Genomic DNA, 15,471 nt, shown 5'->3' with positions numbered 1-15,471 from the left:
GTTCTAGTGTTCCGCTTATGGAATTCCGCCATCTCGGCCGGAGCGGTCTCATGGTCAGTGAGATCAGCTACGGCAACTGGATCACGCACGGTTCCCAGGTTGAGGAGGACGCCGCGCACGCGTGCGTGCGCGCGGCCCTGGATGAGGGCATCACGACCTTCGACACCGCGGACGTCTACGCGGGCACGAAGGCCGAGGAGGTGCTCGGCCGGGCGCTGAAGGGCGTGCGCCGCGAGTCGCTGGAGATCTTCACGAAGGTCTACTGGCCGACCGGGCCCGGCCGCAACGACCGCGGCCTGTCACGCAAGCACATCATGGAGTCGATCAACGGGTCGCTGCGGCGGCTCGGCACGGACTATGTGGACCTTTATCAGGCGCACCGTTTCGACTTTGAGACGCCCCTGGAGGAGACCCTTCGGGCCTTCGACGACCTCGTACGGCAGGGCAAGGTGCTCTACGTCGGCGTCAGCGAGTGGAGCGCCGACCAGATCTCCCAGGCGTTGAAGATCGCCGAGTCGATGGGCTTCGACCGCCTGGTCTCCAACCAGCCGCAGTATTCGATGTTGTGGCGGGTCATCGAGGCCGAGGTCGTGCCGCTGAGCGAGCGCGAGGGGCTCGGGCAGATCGTCTGGTCGCCCATCGCGCAGGGCGTGCTGACCGGCAAGTACCTGCCCGGGCAGCCGCCGCCCGCCGGTTCGCGGGCGACCGACTCGACCGGGTCCGGGTTCATCGGCGGCCTGATGCGGGACGAGGTGCTCCGCCGCGTGCAGGAGCTGAAGCCGGTCGCGGCCGACCACGGTCTCACCATGGCCCAGCTCGCGGTGGCCTGGGTGCTGCAGAACCCCAACGTGTCGTCGGCGATCGTGGGTGCGAGCCGTCCGGAGCAGGTCCGCGACAACGTGAAGGCGGCCGGGGTCAAGCTCGACGCCGACACGCTGCGGAAGATCGACGACATCCTCGGACCGGTGGTCGAGCGCGACCCGGCCAAGACTGTGAGCCCGTCGAGCCGGCCGTAGGGCGTGCCCGGCGTGTGACGGCCCGGCGGCCGAAGCTGCGGGGTGTACGCACGCGGCGCGGGTCCCTGCCGGTCAGGGGACCCGCGCCGCGTTCGCACACGCCGGGCCATCGGGCCGCCTCCTTCTAATCAGAAGCGGTCCCAGTCGTTGTCGGCCGCGCGCCACACGTCGATGTTGCGCGGGTCGGCGACCATGCGGCGGGCCCGGTGCGTCTCGTGCTCCTCGGGCGTGAAGACCCGGTGGCCGTCGCACAGCTCGTACCTCGGCCCGTGCTTGGGCTCGAACATGTAGAACGCGATCGACGTCGACGCGGAGTGGTTGACCAGGTCGGAGGCGATCGGCACCTTCTTGTACAGCGCCCGCGCCCGGCCGCGCATGACGTGGTCGAAGCTCTTCATCATGAAGCACAGGTGCGCGACGAAGTACTCCTTGTTGCGCTGCAGCGCGAGGCTGTGGTGGAACCGGTCCTCCGAGCGGAGGAACGCCGAGATGTCGCCGACGTAGTCCGAGACCTGGAAGCCGAGGACCGTGGTGTAGAACTCCAGGCACTCGTCGTACTTGTCCGTGGCGAGGAACGGGTGCACCAGCTTGAGCGGGCGCAGCTCGACCGTCGGCGGCTCGGCGTACTCCTGGAACTCGGTGAACAGCTCGATGATCAGGCCGTTCGGGTCGCGTACGGCGAAGCCCTCCTGGCACAGGCCCTTCATCCGGTCCTGCAGCGCCAGCACCTCCAGGCCGGCGGCGGAGACCCGGTCGCGCAGGTCGGCGAGCTCCTCGGCGGACTGGACGCTGTAGCCGACCGAGACGGTGTGCGAGGCCGCGAGGCTCGGGTCGCTGATCAACTCGATGCAGTGGTGCTCGATGTCGGCGCGCAGGTAGGCGTACTCGTCGGTGTGCCGCTCCAGCTGGAGGCCGACGTGGTACCGCAGGAACTCGATGGTCTCGGCCATGTCCGGGACATGGATCCTGGCGTACTCCAGCCCGTATGGCCCCCTGCGGCGGGCGCCGTCAGTCGTCATGGTGGTTCCTCATAACTCGTGGTCGTAGGTGGTGCGCGCACGTCAGTACGCGAAGGTGACGATCGCCTGCCGGTCGATCACCGGGCGCCAGCGCTCGCGCACGAACTCCTCGTGCGAGTCGCTGCCGAGGTAGTCGAGGAGGTCGCGCTCGGAGTCGAACTCGACGACGAACCCGTGGGTCATGGTGGTGTCGCGGGTGCTGATGTTGCGCCCGCTGGCCCAGTTGCGCATGGCGGGGTACTTCGCGGGGAACGTGTCCAGCTCCGCGAGGACCGCGGCGACGGTCTCGGGCGGGACGTCGTCGCGGAAGCGGAAGACCAGGGTGTGCTTGATCACGGACGCCGCCTCAGAGGATGAAGCTCAGCCGGGCGCCCGGCGCCATGGTCTCCATGGTCGGGATCGACCTGCGGAGCCGGAACCTGAGCCCGTCGTCGTCCACCAGCAGGACGTGCTCGTACCGGCCGACATAGGTGAACGCCTGGTTGTCGCGGTACCGGTGGATGATGAAGTTGGCCGCCACCCAGACCGTCTCGTCCCCCTGCTCCAGGATGATCACGTTGGAGATCATCCGGTGGGTGCGGGAGTGCGGGTTCTCGGCGTGCGCCTTGCGGCTCTTCAGCCGCTTCACCCTGGCCTTGAGCAGGCCGTAGTCGTCGCACATGAAGGCGCCGGCCGAGGAGCTGTCCCATCCGTTCCAGTCGGTGGTGGTGACCTCCATGCGGCCGCCCTCCTCGAAGAGGGCCAGCCACTCGTCCAGGCGCCACTCGTCGAGGAGCTGCGCCTCCCGGTAGAGGAAGTCCTCCGCTTCCGCCCTGGTCACTGTGCGGCGGCCCATGGTGCTCTCCTTACGCTGGTCCATGCTCTCCACCCGCCCCGGCCGCTCAGGCACCCGGGGTTCCGTCTTCGACCCGGCGCGACCACTGCCGCCAGAAGCTGCGCATCGCGCCCTCGTCGATGGAACGGCCCTGGTTGCCCTGCTTCTCGTTGGCCATGCCGCGCGACATGTCGCTCCAGTCGTACGCGGGGTCGGCGGAGTCCGCGGTGGCCTCGATGCCGCGCTGCACCGCCTCGTACGCCTCGATGTCGTCCGGCGTCGCGAGCCCTCCGGGGCCGACGAAGCTGACCATCGTCTTGATCCGCAGCGCCCGGACGTCGTCCGGCTCGCCGGTCTCGACGAACTGCCAGGCCCGCACGTCCGTACGGCCGGCCTCGACCGGCTCCAGTTGCCGGATGGTCAGCGCCTCCAGGTCGAACAGCAGCAGGTTGGGGAAGACGAAGAGGATCCGGCTGGCGTCGGCGATCTCGGCGGCGAGCTCCTTGCCGAGGCGCTGCTCCATCTCCTGCCGCTTGGCGGCGGTGCGCTCCTTCTCCGCCTCGCCGAAGCGCGGCTCCCACACCATGCCGATGCGGCCGTTGTGCCCGGTGAGGATGAGCAGGCCGTGGCCGTCGCCGAGGTCGTAGGCGTACTGGTCGTCGTCGGTGACGGCGAAGCCGGTCTCCCGCAGGTAGCCCACGAAGGTGTTGTGGGTGGGCGCGAAGTGGTAGCCGTCCATCGCGTTCTCGACGGCGAGCTTCCAGTTGCCCTTGACCGAGTAGAGCTGGACGCCGGGGACGGTCTGCATGCCCTGGGGCCCGATCTTGGCGGTCAGCGACATGTAGTGCGCGGCCTCGCCGAGGTGGGTCATCAGGTCCGGCACGTCGGGGTCGAAGGAGATGAAGACGAAGCCCTCGTGGCTGTCCACCCTGGGCACCGAGCGCAGCCGGTGCCGCTCCTTGAAGCCGGGCACGTCGGTATACGCGTCGTCACCGGGCAGCGCGGCCAGTTCGCCCGAGTTGCTGAACGCCCAGGCGTGGTAGAAGCACTGGAAGAACTTCGTGTTGCCCTCGCTGTGCCGGCACAGGATCGTGCCGCGGTGCGTGCAGGCGTTGAAGAAGACCTGGACCTGGCCGGAGGAGTCGCGGCAGAAGATCAGCGGCCGGCCGCCGAGGGTCCTGGACTTGAAGTCGCCCGGGTTCGGGATCTCGGTCTCGTGACCGAGGTACAGCCAGGTGTGACCCCAGATCCGGGACGTCTCCTTCTGGAACACGGCGGGCGACCGGTAGGCCGACCTGTGCACCTTGAACGTCAACGCCTCCCAGTCCTCCTGGACGAGGGAGTGGTTGGGCGGTCCACCGGGGCCCGTGTGTGTCAGGTCCGTGTGTGTCAACTGCGTCATCGCCGCGGCCTGGCCCTTCCTGCGATTTGAGCGAGCATTCGAGATACCGTCTCGCAATGTGATGATGATGCTGGCCCGCGACCTCCAGAGATGTCAAGAGGGTCGCGTTTATCCTGATTTGTCGGTTACGCCGCGTTCACGACAAGGGTCGTGACGCGGTCCACCTCGCGCGGTTCGGCGTGATTCCGGGCGGCTCCGGTCAGGGACCGTCCGGAAGCCAGGCGGCGTCGCGGAAGTCCGCGCGCGGCGGCGCGAAGACGTCGACGTTGACGCACGGCCCCTCGATGGGCTCGATGTAGTGCTCGGCGCCCTTGGGCACGAGCAGCATCGAACCCGGGCCCATCTCGTGGCCGACGCCGTCCACGTAGTACGTGCAGCGGCCCTGGTGGATGAGCACGAGCTGGTCGAAGTCGTCGTGGTGGTGCGGGTTGAGGGTCATCCCGACGGACAGCTCGTGCCAGGCGAGCATGATCTCGTCGGTGGAGTACACCTTGCGCCGCACTCCGGGGCGGATCTCGGTCGCGGGTATGTCGTCCCAGTTCACCGCGACGCCGTACAGGTGCTGGTTGAACATCTTCCTGAACATCGTCGTTCCTTTCTCGGCGTCCCTCACGACGCTCCGGATTCCAGGCCGGGGAGGTCACGCGCTCCGGCCGCCGTCGCGCGCAGCGCGGACCCGAGCAGTTGCAGGTCGGACCCGGCGATGACGAAGGCGGCGGAGCCGAGCCCGGCCCCGGCGATCAGGTCGGCCTCCGGGCGGGCCACCCATCCGCCGAACGCCGTGCCGGCCGCGTGGGCCGCCGCGGCGACCTCGGCCACCCGCGCCGCGAGCGCCGACTGGTCGGCCGCCCCGGCGATGCCGAGGCTGACCGCCAGGTCGGTGGTGCCGACGAACGCGACGTCGAGGCCGTCCACCAGCTCCGCCAGCGGGTCGCGGGTCGTGGCCGTCTCGATCTGCCCGACGAGCAGCGGCGGGTCCCGCTCCTCCGCGGCCAGGTACGCGGCCAGGTCGGTCGCGCCGAAGCCCGCCGCCGGATGCGCCAGGCTGACGCTGCGCTCACCGCGAGGGGCGTAACGGGTGGCCGCGATCAGGGCGGCCGTCTCGGCGGCGCGGGTCAGCATGGACAGCTGCACTCCGGCGGCGCCGCTCTCCAGCACCCGGTTGACCCACGCGGCGTTCACCGACGGCACCCGGACCAGTGCGGCCAGTCCCGTCACGGCGGCGTGCCGTACCAGCGCGAGGACGGTCTCCTCCGGGAGCGCGGAATGCTCGCCGTCCACCACCACGAAGTCGAACCCGGCCTGGCGGGCCAGGTCCACGCAGTCGACGGTGGGCAGCTTGACGAACGTGCCGGTGACCCGGCGCCCGGCGGTGAGCGCGGCCCGCAGCCGCCGCCGGGCCTCCGTCACCGGAGTCGCCGCAATGGCTTGGGACACCGCTGTCACCCGGCCGCGGACCCGGCCCCGGCCAGGCCCCGCCACGGGGTGGGCTCCACCTTGCGGCCCTTGTGCAGGATGAGGGCGGGTTCGAGCCGGGGCGCCACGATCGAGTTGCCCGCCGCGTCGGGAAGGACCGTCTCGTCGGTCTCGGCGAGCACGGTGACGTGCGCGGGGCCGCCCTCGACGAGGGTTCCGTACCCCTCGGTGTCGAGGCCGAGGACGCGGGCCGGGGCGATGGTCATGCGCGGCGCGATGTCGTCCATGGACATGCCGAGCGCGCGGAGCTTGGCCGCGCTGGTCACCAGATCGAACACCGGCCCCTGCCAGTTGCGCCCGCTGGTGTCGGAGGTGAGCAGGTCCGGCAGGAAGCCCTCGGCGATCGCCTGCCTGGCGACCTCGAAGCTCAGGTTGCTCTTGCCGTGCGCGCTGTCGAAGAGCACGCCCCGGGCCCTGGCCTCCTGTACGGCGGCGATGACCTTGCCGTCGGCGAGGATGCCGTACGGCTTGCCGGTGTAGCAGTGGGCGACGATGTCGCCGGCGCGGAGCATCGGCAGGACGTCCGGCAGCGGCTCCTCGGTCTCACCGATGTGGACCATGAGGGGCAGTCCCGCCTCCTCGGCGAGTTCGAGCGACCTCTTGAGCAGGGACCGCCAGGCCGGGCCGACGACGTCCTCCGAGAGGCGGATCTTGAAGCCGCGCACCACGCCCGGGTTCTCGCGGGCCACGGCGAGCGCGTCCTCCGGGACCAGGGTGGCGGGGTTCAGCAGCTCGCCGAAGCGGAAGTCGATCAGCCCGAGCACCGACACGTTGAGGAAGTTGACCAGGCGCATCTCGGCCTGCCCCACCGTGTAGGCGTTGAAGGCGGCGAAGGTGGACGCGCCGACCGTGCCCGCGTCGGCGGCGGCGACCACTCCCCTGCGCAGGTGCGCCTCGTCCGGCGGAGCCCCCACCTTCGACACGTTCTCGAAGATGTGGGTGTGGCCCTCCACCAGGCCGGGGAGCACCCATTGGCCGGCGCAGTCGACGACCTCCCGGGCCCGCTCCCTCGCATCCGGGTCGAGGGACGGCGTGATCCGCGCGACCCGGTCACCGATGATCGCCACATCCGCGATCGCGGACGTCCCCGCCTCGGTGTCGAAGACGGTGCCGTTCGTCAGAACCAGATCGTAAGAAACAGCTGTCTCGGTCATCTCACTCTTTCAGGGGGTTCGGGTGCGGCCGGGCACCGCGACGGATTGGAGAACGGTTCAGAACAGGGGTCGGGTCGCTCAGGAGTGGCCGGGCGCCGACCGGTACCGGGTGCGCAGCGGCAGCACTCCGGCCACGGTGATCTCCACCTCGTCGCCCGGGCCGAGGAAGACCTTCCGGTCCTGTCCCGTGCCGGCCGGGGTGCCGGTCAGCACCACGTCTCCGGGCTCCAGCACGGCGAAGCGCGAGATCCGCGAGATCAGGTCGGGCACGGGGAAGATCAGTTCGGCCGTGGTGGAGTCCTGCCGCACCACGCCGTTGACGGTGGCGCGTACGGGGATGTCGCCGGGATCGGGCAGGCCGGCCAGTTCGAGCACCGAGGCGCCGAGCGCCCCGAAGCCGGGGAAGCTCTTGGCCAGGGACGGCGTCCCGGTGGCCACCATGACGTCACGGGCCGTCATGTCGTTCGCGGCGGTGACGGCGGCGATGTGCTCCCACACCCGCTCGGGCCGTACGCACGACATCCGGCGGCCGACCACGAAGGCGACCTCCGCCTCGTAGTCGATCTGGCCGGAGCGGTCCTGGGGCAGCTCGATCTCGGCACCGGGCGCGGAGACGGCCGACAGGGCCCGCAGGAAGAGGATCGGCTCCTCCGGCACCGGCCGTCCGGTCAGCTCGGCCTTGGAGTGGTAGTTCAGCCCGACGCCCCAGATCGCCCGCGTTCGGGCCAGCGGCGCCAGGAGGTCCCCTTCGAGGTCGGCCAGGGGGACGCGGCGCAGCTCCTCGGCGTCGGGCGCCGGCGCGAAGCCCTCCCCCATGGCGAGCAGCTCGGCGACGTCGCCGTACGGCAGGTCGAGGAGTACGGCATCCGTGCCGTCGACGCGGGCCAGGCCGTCGCGGGTGGCCACCAGGTTCAGCGCGGTCATCGGGCGGCCGCCGCGGCGGTCCGGCCGGACGCGTCGTCTCCGCCGCACGTCGTGGAAAGGGGGACGGCGATCAGGGCCGCGAGGGCTTCCACGCGTCGCGTTCGCATGCAGACTCCTTGGTTCCCTCGCCGCCCCGCGCCCGCGCCGCCGGGGAGCTGAGCCCTTCGGCGGTACGGGCGGGGGCGGTCGGGAGGGGGGTTGGAGGGATACGCACGAACGTAGGAGAAACGTTCAACCCATGTCAATATGCGAAACAACATCTCGTATTACGCGCCGCACCCGGCAGTGCGAACCACGCACGGGGTTCCCCACAGCGGGCCAGAAGTACGCCGACGGCGGCCACCATGGGCAGGACAGAGGGCGTGACGGTGAGGAGTGGGTGGCGCCGGAACAGCCACCCGCCGCAGCGCAGCGGCACTCCTTCACGGCGAGGAGGGTGTTACCCGGTTATGGCCGTGCGGCCGGGACCGGCGGGTCAGGCGGTGGTGACCGTGGTGCCGCCGAGTTCGGCGGACAGGCGGCGCGAGGCGGCGAGCAGCGCCTCCGTCACCACGTGCTCGGCTTCTCCTGCCAGCGTCGCCACGGTGCCGACGACCGCCATCGACGCCACGATCTGGTCACCCTCGAAGATCGGGGTGGCGATGACCCGCACACCGTGGTCGGCGGGCGAGTTGACCGCGACCCCGGTCCGCCGAACGTCCTCGATCAGCCCGCGCAGCTCCGGTGTGGTGCGGAGCTTGCGCGCCAGCCCGGGGACCTCGCCCACCGGCAGGTACGCGCAGAAGACGCGGCCCTGAGCCGAGCGGAGCAGGTCGAGCGTGGAGCCGGTGCGCACGCTCAGCCGGATGTCGCCGTCGGTGTTGTCGACGCAGCGCACCACCACGGGGCTCTCGCCGTTCCAGACGCTGAGCACCGCGGTCTGGTTGATCTCGCGGACCAGCAGGTCGAGGTACGGCCCGGCCGCGGCGGCGATGGGCAGCCCGGCGCGGGCGGCGGCCTCCAGGGCCAGCACCTCCGGCCCCAGCGTGTAGGTCGCCTGCTGCGCGTCGTAACGGAGCAGGTTGGCCGCCCGCAGCGCGCGGGTGTACCGGTGCGCGGTGGGCTTGCTGGTGCCGAGGCGGGCGGTGATCTCGCTCAGGCTGAGCCGGGGGCGTTCGACGGTGAACGCGCTCAGGATCAGCGCCGCGCGCTGCACCGTCTGTATGGCGGGAGCCTCGGCGGACTGGTTCGCGTCGTCGCGCTGCCCTGGCCCCGGCATCCCGTCTCCTCCGTCGAGTACCCCTTATGTCGGTTGGGACTCTATCCAGGGACGCGCCCGCGCGCATTCAACTCGCATCAGACGAATGGCCGGGAACCGTGCCGAACGCCGGGTTGACCAGCGGCGCGAGGTTGTTGACCGCCGCGGCGGCCTCCCCGAACCCGACGGAGATCAGCCGGACCTTCCCGTCGTAGTCGCTGATGTCACCGGCGGCGAAGACCCGCTCCAGGTTGGTCCGCATGGACCGGTCGACCAGGACGTGCCGCTTGCGCAGGTCGAGGCCCCATTTCTGGACCGGGCCGAGGTCGGCGATGAAGCCGAGCGCGGCCACGACGGTCTGCGCGGGCAGGGTGATCCGCTCGCCGCTCCTGACCCGTTCGACGGTCACCTCGCCGATCCGGCCGTCGCCGGTGACGTCGGCCACCTCGAACGGCGTGAGCACCCGTACGGACGACGCGCGCAGCCGGGCGACGCTGTGCTCGTGGGCGCGGAAGGCGTCCCGGCGGTGGACCAGCGTGAGCGAGCGGGCGATCGGCTCCAGGGCGAGGGCCCAGTCCACCGCCGAGTCGCCGCCTCCCACGACCACCACGTCCTGGCCGGCCAGCTCGTCCAGCTTCCGGACGAAGTAGCGCAGGCCGCGCCCGAGGTATTCGCCGCCCACGGGCAGTTCCCTGGGGGTGAAGGTGCCGATGCCACCGGTGAGCAGCAGCGCCTTGGCCCGCACCCGGGTGCCCGCGTCGGTGACGACCTCGACCGCGTCGGCGTCGTGCCGCAGTTCCAGGGCGCTCTCCCCCAGCAGGTAGAGCGGGTCGGCCTGGCTCGCCTGGGTGACCAGGGCGTCGACCAGCGCCTGTCCCTTCACGGCCGGATAGCCGGCGATGTCGAAGATGTCCTTCTCCGGGTACAGCGCGGCCACCTGGCCGCCGGGCTCCGGCAGGGAGTCGATCACGGCGACGGACATGCCGCGGAACCCGGCGTAGTAGGCGCCGTACAGTCCGGCGGGGCCGGCGCCGACGATGACCAGGTCCACCTCGTGGACCTGGTCCGGCGCGCCGTTCTCCCCCGGATCGCCGATGCCGTACGCGTCGGAGGCGGCGGTCACGACGCGCCCTCGGAGACGGCGGGATGGTCGGCCCCCGTACGCCCAACCTTGCGCGCGCCCCCGGGGGAGCCGAGGTCGGCGAAGAACTCGGTGTTGATCTGGGCGAATCCGGCCAGGTTCGGCGGCAGGTCCTCGTGGTGGTAGATCGACGTCACCGGGCAGACCGGTTCGCATCGGCCGCAGTCCACGCACTCGTCCGGATGGATGTACATCATCCGGTCTCCCTCGTAGATGCAGTCGACCGGGCACTCCTCGACGCACGATTGGTCCTGTACGTCCACGCACGCGTCGGTCACGACGTAGGCCATCAGTCCTCCTGGGGTGGGGATGGGCGCCCGCGCGGGAACGGGGGGACGCGCGAGCCGTTGGCCGGAGGCCCGCCGCCGGAAGGGCGGGCCGGGAGCGGCGGGAGCCGTGGGAATCCGGTTGGCCTGCGGAATCGGCCTCTCCACCGACGTGAGGGAACAGTAGGTTCCGGCCGAGAACGTTGTCAAGATACGAGATGCCATCTTGGATTGAGTTACCATCAGTGCGATGCGGGCCACCCGCCCCATCGCGGAGCCCGAGCGGAACTCTGGAGAGCCCGTGACGACCGACCCCCTGGAAGGCCTGCGGAGCGCCGCGCACCGCGCGATCGACGGCGAGCGGATCGTCGAGGCGGTGCGGCTGCTCGCCGCCGGCCCGAGCCCGCGTGGAGCCGAACGCGCCACCGCCGATCGGCTCGCGGAGTGGGCGCGGACGCGGTGGCCTCAGATCTCGTGGCGCCGCGACGCGATCGGGGCCGCGGGCGCCAACCTCGTCGCCACGTCGGTCCACGGCATCCGCGAAGAGCAGCGGGATCCCGGCGTCCACGAACCCCGGGACGTCCATGAGGGGCGCGCCGGAACGGGGCGGGGCCCCGGCGGACAGCGCGCAGGCAGCGGAGAACTGCTCGTCTACTCCCATCTGGACACCTCCCTGCCCGGCGACCCCGAGCGGGATCGATGGACGACGGGGATCGCGACTCCCCCGGCGCCGTTGACCGTGGACCGCGAGTCGGGCACGCTCGCCGGGTTCGGCCTCGGCGTGGCGCGGGCCCCGGCCGCCGCCGCCCTGGCCGGGTACACGGCCGCCGTGACGGCGCTCCTGGAGGCGGGCGTCCCCCATCGGCTCACGCTGCTGCTGGCCGGCGGGGGCACGCATGCCTCACCGTTCGCCGGGACCGCGGAGTCGGCCGCGCCGGTCGGCGTGGAGGAGTACCTCCGGGCGTATCCCCGCCCTGACGCCGCCGTGGTGGCCAAGTGCGGCCCGCCCGGGATCCTGTACGAGGAACCGGGGGCGGCCTTCGTCCGGGTCAGGCTGGGCGCGGCCTACCGCCCGGTGCTCGCCAGGGACGCCGCGCCGCCCGCCGGCGGCCTGATCGCCCACCTGGGCGAGGTGATCGCCGTCCTGGAGCGGTGGCGGGCCCGCCACGTCACCGCCCGCGCCGGCTCCGGCGGGCAGATCGCCGCCGAGGCGGGGATCGGCGCGGTGCGCGGCGGCCTGGGGGCCAAGCCGGATCTGCTGCCGGGCCTCGTCGAGCTGCATCTCTACCTGGTCACCGTGCCCGGAGACGACGTCCGGCGGATCGTCGCGGATATCCGCGACGCGCTAGAGACGGGGCTGCGCAGCGGCCCCCTGGAGGGCTGCCCGCTGTCCGTCGAGGCCCACGAGGCGTATCCCGCCGCCACCACGCCGCTGGACGCCGCGGTGGTACGGCACGCCGCCGCCGCGTGGCGGCACGCGCACGGCGCGCCACCCTCGCCGCTGACCGGCTGGAAGGGCTCGACCGACGGCGTGGTGCTGCGCGGCCACGGCGTTCCCACCGTGCGGGTCGGCCCCGCCGTACGGCCGGACCCGGCGGATCCCCGGCGGGATGTGATCGAGGTGGACACTCTGGTGCGTTTCGCCCGGATTTATGCCGACATCGTCTTGCGCCACATCGTCTACGGCGAATCTGTCGTCGAACCGTCTCAATCCTGAGAAGATCTTCATCGCCGGACCGCTCCGTCCCACCGGATGGGAACCATTTCTTTTGCAAGATGGTGTCTCGAAAAATGGAACGCGAGCCTTCCCCGAGCCACCACCGCTACACGAAGGAAGCCACATGGGTGACGAGACGACGCCTGTCCCTCCCGGCGCCGGGGGCGAGCGGGCGGCCCCGGCTATCCAGACCGTCCAGCGCGCGGCCATGATCCTCAGCGCGTTCACGGTCAGCCGTCCCCAGCTCAGCCTCAACGAGCTGACCGCCAGCCTGGGCACCAGCAAGGCGACCGCGCACCGCTACACGAAGGCGCTGCGCGAGAGCAACCTGCTGCGCTACGACGACCGCGAGGCGCTGTACTCGCTGGGCCCGCAGATCCTGACGCTCTCCGCCGCCGCGCGGGCGGGGATGCCGGTGATCGGGATCGCCGGGCCGTACATGCAGCGGCTGGTGCGCGAGATCGACGAGACCGTCGTGCTGAGCGTCTGGGACGGCGACGCCGCGGTGGTGGTCCGGGTGGACGACAACACCGACCGCATCATCCGCGTCAGCGTGCGGACCGGCACCCGGCTGTCCCGCACCGAATCCGCCCAGGGCCGGGTCTTCTGCGCGTTCCTGCCGGAGGGCGAGGTGCCCGGCCTGGCCGAGGAGCTGGACGCGTCACCCGAGCTGCGCCGCGAGCTGGAGAGGATCCGCGAAGAGAACATCTCGGCCAACACCCCCTCGGTGAACGGCGTGCGCACCATCGCCGCCCCGGTGTTCCGCGACCGGATCCCGATCGCCACGATGGCGGTTGTGGCGACCACGGACTCGGTTCCCCCCGGCAGCGGCTCCCCCGCCGCCGAGGCGCTCAAGCGCGTCACCGCCGAGATCACCGCGGAGCTGGGCCGGGAGCCGGCGGACGGCCACGCCTGAACGGCCGGTCCCTCCCGCGCGCCCGCGGCGCGTACGGGAAGGACCGGCCGTCACAGGTCCGGCACGAGGACCGGCGTGGGGTGCGTGGGCGACGTCCGGCGCGCCGTCAGAGGTCCAGGACCAGGCGGGGTGACGCCGCGCGGCCGACGCAAATCATCATGGTCCGGCTGGACTCCCGCTCCTCGGGCGTGAGCAGCGAGTCCCGGTGCTCCGGGGTTCCGGCGAGGACCCGCGTCTCGCAGGCCCCGCAGTACCCCTTCTCGCAGTCGTAGGAGAGGCCGGGGACGGCCTCGCGCACCGCCTCGATGAGGCGCTGGTCCTCCCTGACCCGCACCGTACGGCCGCTGCGGGCGAGATGGACGTCGAAGGCGGTGTTGCCCGCCGGGTCGAACGCCACCTCCAGGTCGTCGCCCGCCGCGAACCGCTCGATGTGCAGCCGGTCGCCGAGGCCGAGACGCGTGCAGGCCCGCTCGACCGCCTCGATCATCCCGGCTGGGCCACAGCAGTAGATCGCGGTGCCGGGTCCGGCCGCGGCCAGGACGGCGTCCAGGTCGGGCAGCCCGCGCTCGTCCTGGGGCAGCAGCGTGGCGCGCTCCCCCGCGTGTTCCATCAGCTCGTCCCGGAACGCCATGGAGGAGGTCGACCTGCCGCCGTAGACGGCGCGCAGGGCGGCCCCGTCACGGACGGCGGCCCGCACCATGGCCAGGATCGGGGTGATGCCGATGCCTCCGGCGAGGAACAGGTAGTCCTTCGCCTGCACGAGCGGGAAGTGGTTGCGCGGCCCCTTCACGGTGACGGTCACGCCGGCGCGGGCGAGGTCGTGCAGCTCGGCCGAGCCGCCGCGCCCGCCGTCCTCCCGGAGTACGGCCACGCGGTAGGAGGCGCGGTCCGCGGGATCGCCGCAGAGGGAGTACTGCCGGATGCGTCCCGACGGGAGGCGGAACTCCAGGTGCGCGCCGGGCGCCCACGCGGGCAGCTCCTCCCCGTCCGGCGCGGCCAGCGTCAGCGAGAGCACGCCGTCGGCGACGGTCTCCGCCGCCGTGATCACGACGTCGAACGGCACCGCCTGCTGGAAGGCCGCCGGGGCGCCGGAGGAGGACGGCGTCCCCCTGCGGGGCCCCGGCGTGAAGACGGCGGGGATGGCGTCCCAGCCGGACTGGTTGCCCCGGGTGGGGTAGGCGATCAGGCCCTCTTCCAGGACCGTGAAGTCGGGCAGCCGGGTGAGGACCTGGGTGACCATCTCGCGGAACATGGCGCGGGCCAGGTGGGCCCCGGCACAGCGGTGCGTGCCGATGCCGAAGCTGAGATGGCGGGTGGCGTCCCGGTCCAGCCGGATCTCGGCGGGGTCGGGGAAGACGGCCGGGTCGTGGTTGGCCGCCACCCACGGGATCAGCACGCGCTCGCCGGCGCGCACCGGGCATCCGCCGATCTCGGTGTCGGCCAGGGCCGTACGCGCCATGGACTGCGAGGGGGCGAACGCGCGGAGGAACTCCTCGGTCGCCGTCTCCAGCAGGTCCGGCGACTCGATGAGCCGCCGGCGCTGGTCGGGGTTCCGGCTCAGGTGCACGAGGACCGAACCGGTCAGCGACGTGGTGGTGTCCACGCCGCCGGCGATGAGCAGGCCGATCACGGAGACGAGCTCGTCCTCGCCGAACGGTTCGCCGTCGGGACGGCGCTGCGCGACCAGGTGGCTCACCGCGTCGTCCGCGGGCTCCTCGCGGCGCAGCCGTACGAGCTCGCGGATGCGGCGCTCCATGTGGACGAGGCCCTCGGCCCCGCGGCGGGCCCGGTCGCTGTCGGCGGGCGCGGCGAAGATGTCGTGGATGGGACCGGCCAGCGGGGCCCAGTCCTCCTCCGGGAAGCCGAGCCAGTCGAGGGTGACCGCGGCGGGCAGCGGGTTGGTCAGGTCGCGGACGAAGTCGGCCGAGCCCAGCTCGACGAACTCGTCCACGATCCGGGTCGCGTGCCGGGCGATCATCGGCCGGAGCCGGTCGACGGTGTCGGGGGTGAGCAGCGGGTTGATCAGGTCGCGGTATTCCGTGGACCGCGGCGGGTCCAGCTCGATCGGGTACTGCTCGAGGCCGGGCCCGCTCGGGATCACGATCGCGACCCGGTCCGGGCCCGCGGCGGCCCGCGAGGAGGAGAAGGTCCCGTCGTCGCGGGCGACGCGGACCACGTCGGCGTAGCGGGTCGTGTAGACGTAGCCGCCGTGGGCCGCTGTCCGGCCCACCGGGCAGCCTTCGCGGAAGGACTCGTAATAGGCGACCGGATCCTCCGTGCACAGGGCGGAGTGGTGGTCGAAGTCAACCTGTCGGGTCATGGTGCACAGGCCCCACATACATGGACGACGCGCGGTGTTTCCCAGCCGCGCCACTGGGTGTCTGTGGTC

At 71.7% G+C, this 15,471-nt stretch carries 15 protein-coding genes; 3 read left to right on the top strand and 12 right to left on the bottom strand.

The annotated features are described in order from the left end of the window. Nucleotides 1–17: 17 nt before the first annotated feature. On the top strand, nucleotides 18–1,016 hold the full coding sequence (locus tag QSK17_RS06125) for an aldo/keto reductase family protein (RefSeq protein ID WP_285703451.1): 999 nt from the start codon (nucleotides 18–20) through the stop codon (nucleotides 1,014–1,016). Nucleotides 1,017–1,144: 128 nt separating this feature from the next. Here QSK17_RS06125 and QSK17_RS06120 read toward each other — a convergent pair whose 3' ends face one another. The 11 genes from QSK17_RS06120 to fdxA all read right to left on the bottom strand — a co-directional run bounded on the left by QSK17_RS06120 (nucleotide 1,145) and on the right by fdxA (nucleotide 10,473). Further along, complete coding sequence (locus QSK17_RS06120; RefSeq protein ID WP_285703450.1) at nucleotides 1,145–2,035, bottom strand: VOC family protein; 891 nt, start codon at nucleotides 2,033–2,035, stop codon at nucleotides 1,145–1,147. Nucleotides 2,036–2,077: 42 nt separating this feature from the next. Then, nucleotides 2,078–2,371, bottom strand: coding sequence for a Dabb family protein (locus QSK17_RS06115; protein WP_285703449.1), 294 nt, complete (start codon nucleotides 2,369–2,371; stop codon nucleotides 2,078–2,080). 10 nt (nucleotides 2,372–2,381) lie between these two features. Further along, the gene (locus tag QSK17_RS06110) at nucleotides 2,382–2,894 is read right to left on the bottom strand and encodes an aromatic-ring-hydroxylating dioxygenase subunit beta (RefSeq protein WP_285703448.1); all 513 of its coding nucleotides are present in this window, start codon (nucleotides 2,892–2,894) and stop codon (nucleotides 2,382–2,384) included. Between the two features lie 22 nt (nucleotides 2,895–2,916). Continuing rightward, nucleotides 2,917–4,251 carry an aromatic ring-hydroxylating oxygenase subunit alpha gene (locus QSK17_RS06105; RefSeq protein ID WP_285703447.1) on the bottom strand — a complete coding sequence of 445 codons (1,335 nt, stop codon included), beginning with the start codon at nucleotides 4,249–4,251 and terminating at the stop codon, nucleotides 2,917–2,919. 199 nt (nucleotides 4,252–4,450) lie between these two features. Beyond that, the gene (locus QSK17_RS06100) at nucleotides 4,451–4,837 is read right to left on the bottom strand and encodes an AraC family ligand binding domain-containing protein (protein ID WP_285703446.1); all 387 of its coding nucleotides are present in this window, start codon (nucleotides 4,835–4,837) and stop codon (nucleotides 4,451–4,453) included. 23 nt (nucleotides 4,838–4,860) lie between these two features. Beyond that, entirely contained in the window at nucleotides 4,861–5,688 is an 828-nt protein-coding gene (locus QSK17_RS06095) for an aldolase/citrate lyase family protein (RefSeq protein ID WP_285703445.1), read from the bottom strand. Between the two features lie 5 nt (nucleotides 5,689–5,693). Next, the gene (locus QSK17_RS06090; RefSeq protein ID WP_285703444.1) at nucleotides 5,694–6,881 is read right to left on the bottom strand and encodes an amidohydrolase family protein; all 1,188 of its coding nucleotides are present in this window, start codon (nucleotides 6,879–6,881) and stop codon (nucleotides 5,694–5,696) included. Nucleotides 6,882–6,959: 78 nt separating this feature from the next. Next, a complete protein-coding gene (locus QSK17_RS06085) occupies nucleotides 6,960–7,805 on the bottom strand; it encodes a fumarylacetoacetate hydrolase family protein (protein ID WP_285703443.1) in 846 nt (281 codons plus the stop codon). Nucleotides 7,806–8,280: 475 nt separating this feature from the next. After that, nucleotides 8,281–9,063: an IclR family transcriptional regulator gene (locus tag QSK17_RS06080; protein WP_285703442.1), complete on the bottom strand. Its 783-nt coding sequence runs from the start codon at nucleotides 9,061–9,063 to the stop codon at nucleotides 8,281–8,283. A gap of 67 nt (nucleotides 9,064–9,130) precedes the next feature. Then, the gene (locus tag QSK17_RS06075; RefSeq protein WP_285703441.1) at nucleotides 9,131–10,165 is read right to left on the bottom strand and encodes an NAD(P)/FAD-dependent oxidoreductase; all 1,035 of its coding nucleotides are present in this window, start codon (nucleotides 10,163–10,165) and stop codon (nucleotides 9,131–9,133) included. After that, nucleotides 10,162–10,473 (bottom strand): ferredoxin, encoded by a 312-nt coding sequence (fdxA, locus tag QSK17_RS06070; RefSeq protein WP_285703440.1) that lies wholly within the window; start codon nucleotides 10,471–10,473, stop codon nucleotides 10,162–10,164. The genes QSK17_RS06075 and fdxA overlap by 4 nt, the downstream gene beginning before the upstream one ends. Nucleotides 10,474–10,699: 226 nt before the next feature. On the opposite strand from fdxA, the gene QSK17_RS06065 reads away from it, so the two are divergent. Together QSK17_RS06065 and QSK17_RS06060 are read left to right on the top strand one after the other, a co-directional pair. Beyond that, entirely contained in the window at nucleotides 10,700–12,166 is a 1,467-nt protein-coding gene (locus tag QSK17_RS06065) for a hypothetical protein (protein ID WP_285703439.1), read from the top strand. A 124-nt stretch (nucleotides 12,167–12,290) separates the two neighbouring features. Then, on the top strand, nucleotides 12,291–13,082 hold the full coding sequence (locus QSK17_RS06060; RefSeq protein WP_285703437.1) for an IclR family transcriptional regulator: 792 nt from the start codon (nucleotides 12,291–12,293) through the stop codon (nucleotides 13,080–13,082). 106 nt (nucleotides 13,083–13,188) lie between these two features. Here the strand turns inward: QSK17_RS06060 and QSK17_RS06055 are convergent, their stop codons facing one another. Then, a complete protein-coding gene (locus QSK17_RS06055) occupies nucleotides 13,189–15,402 on the bottom strand; it encodes a cytochrome P450/oxidoreductase (RefSeq protein ID WP_285703435.1) in 2,214 nt (737 codons plus the stop codon). Nucleotides 15,403–15,471 lie beyond the last annotated feature (69 nt).

Source organism: Microtetraspora sp. NBRC 16547 (genome assembly GCF_030268965.1).
In the GTDB taxonomy this organism is placed as follows: domain Bacteria; phylum Actinomycetota; class Actinomycetes; order Streptosporangiales; family Streptosporangiaceae; genus Microtetraspora.
Note: the sequence above shows the minus strand (reverse complement) of the source record. Positions and strands in the feature narration are given on the sequence as shown.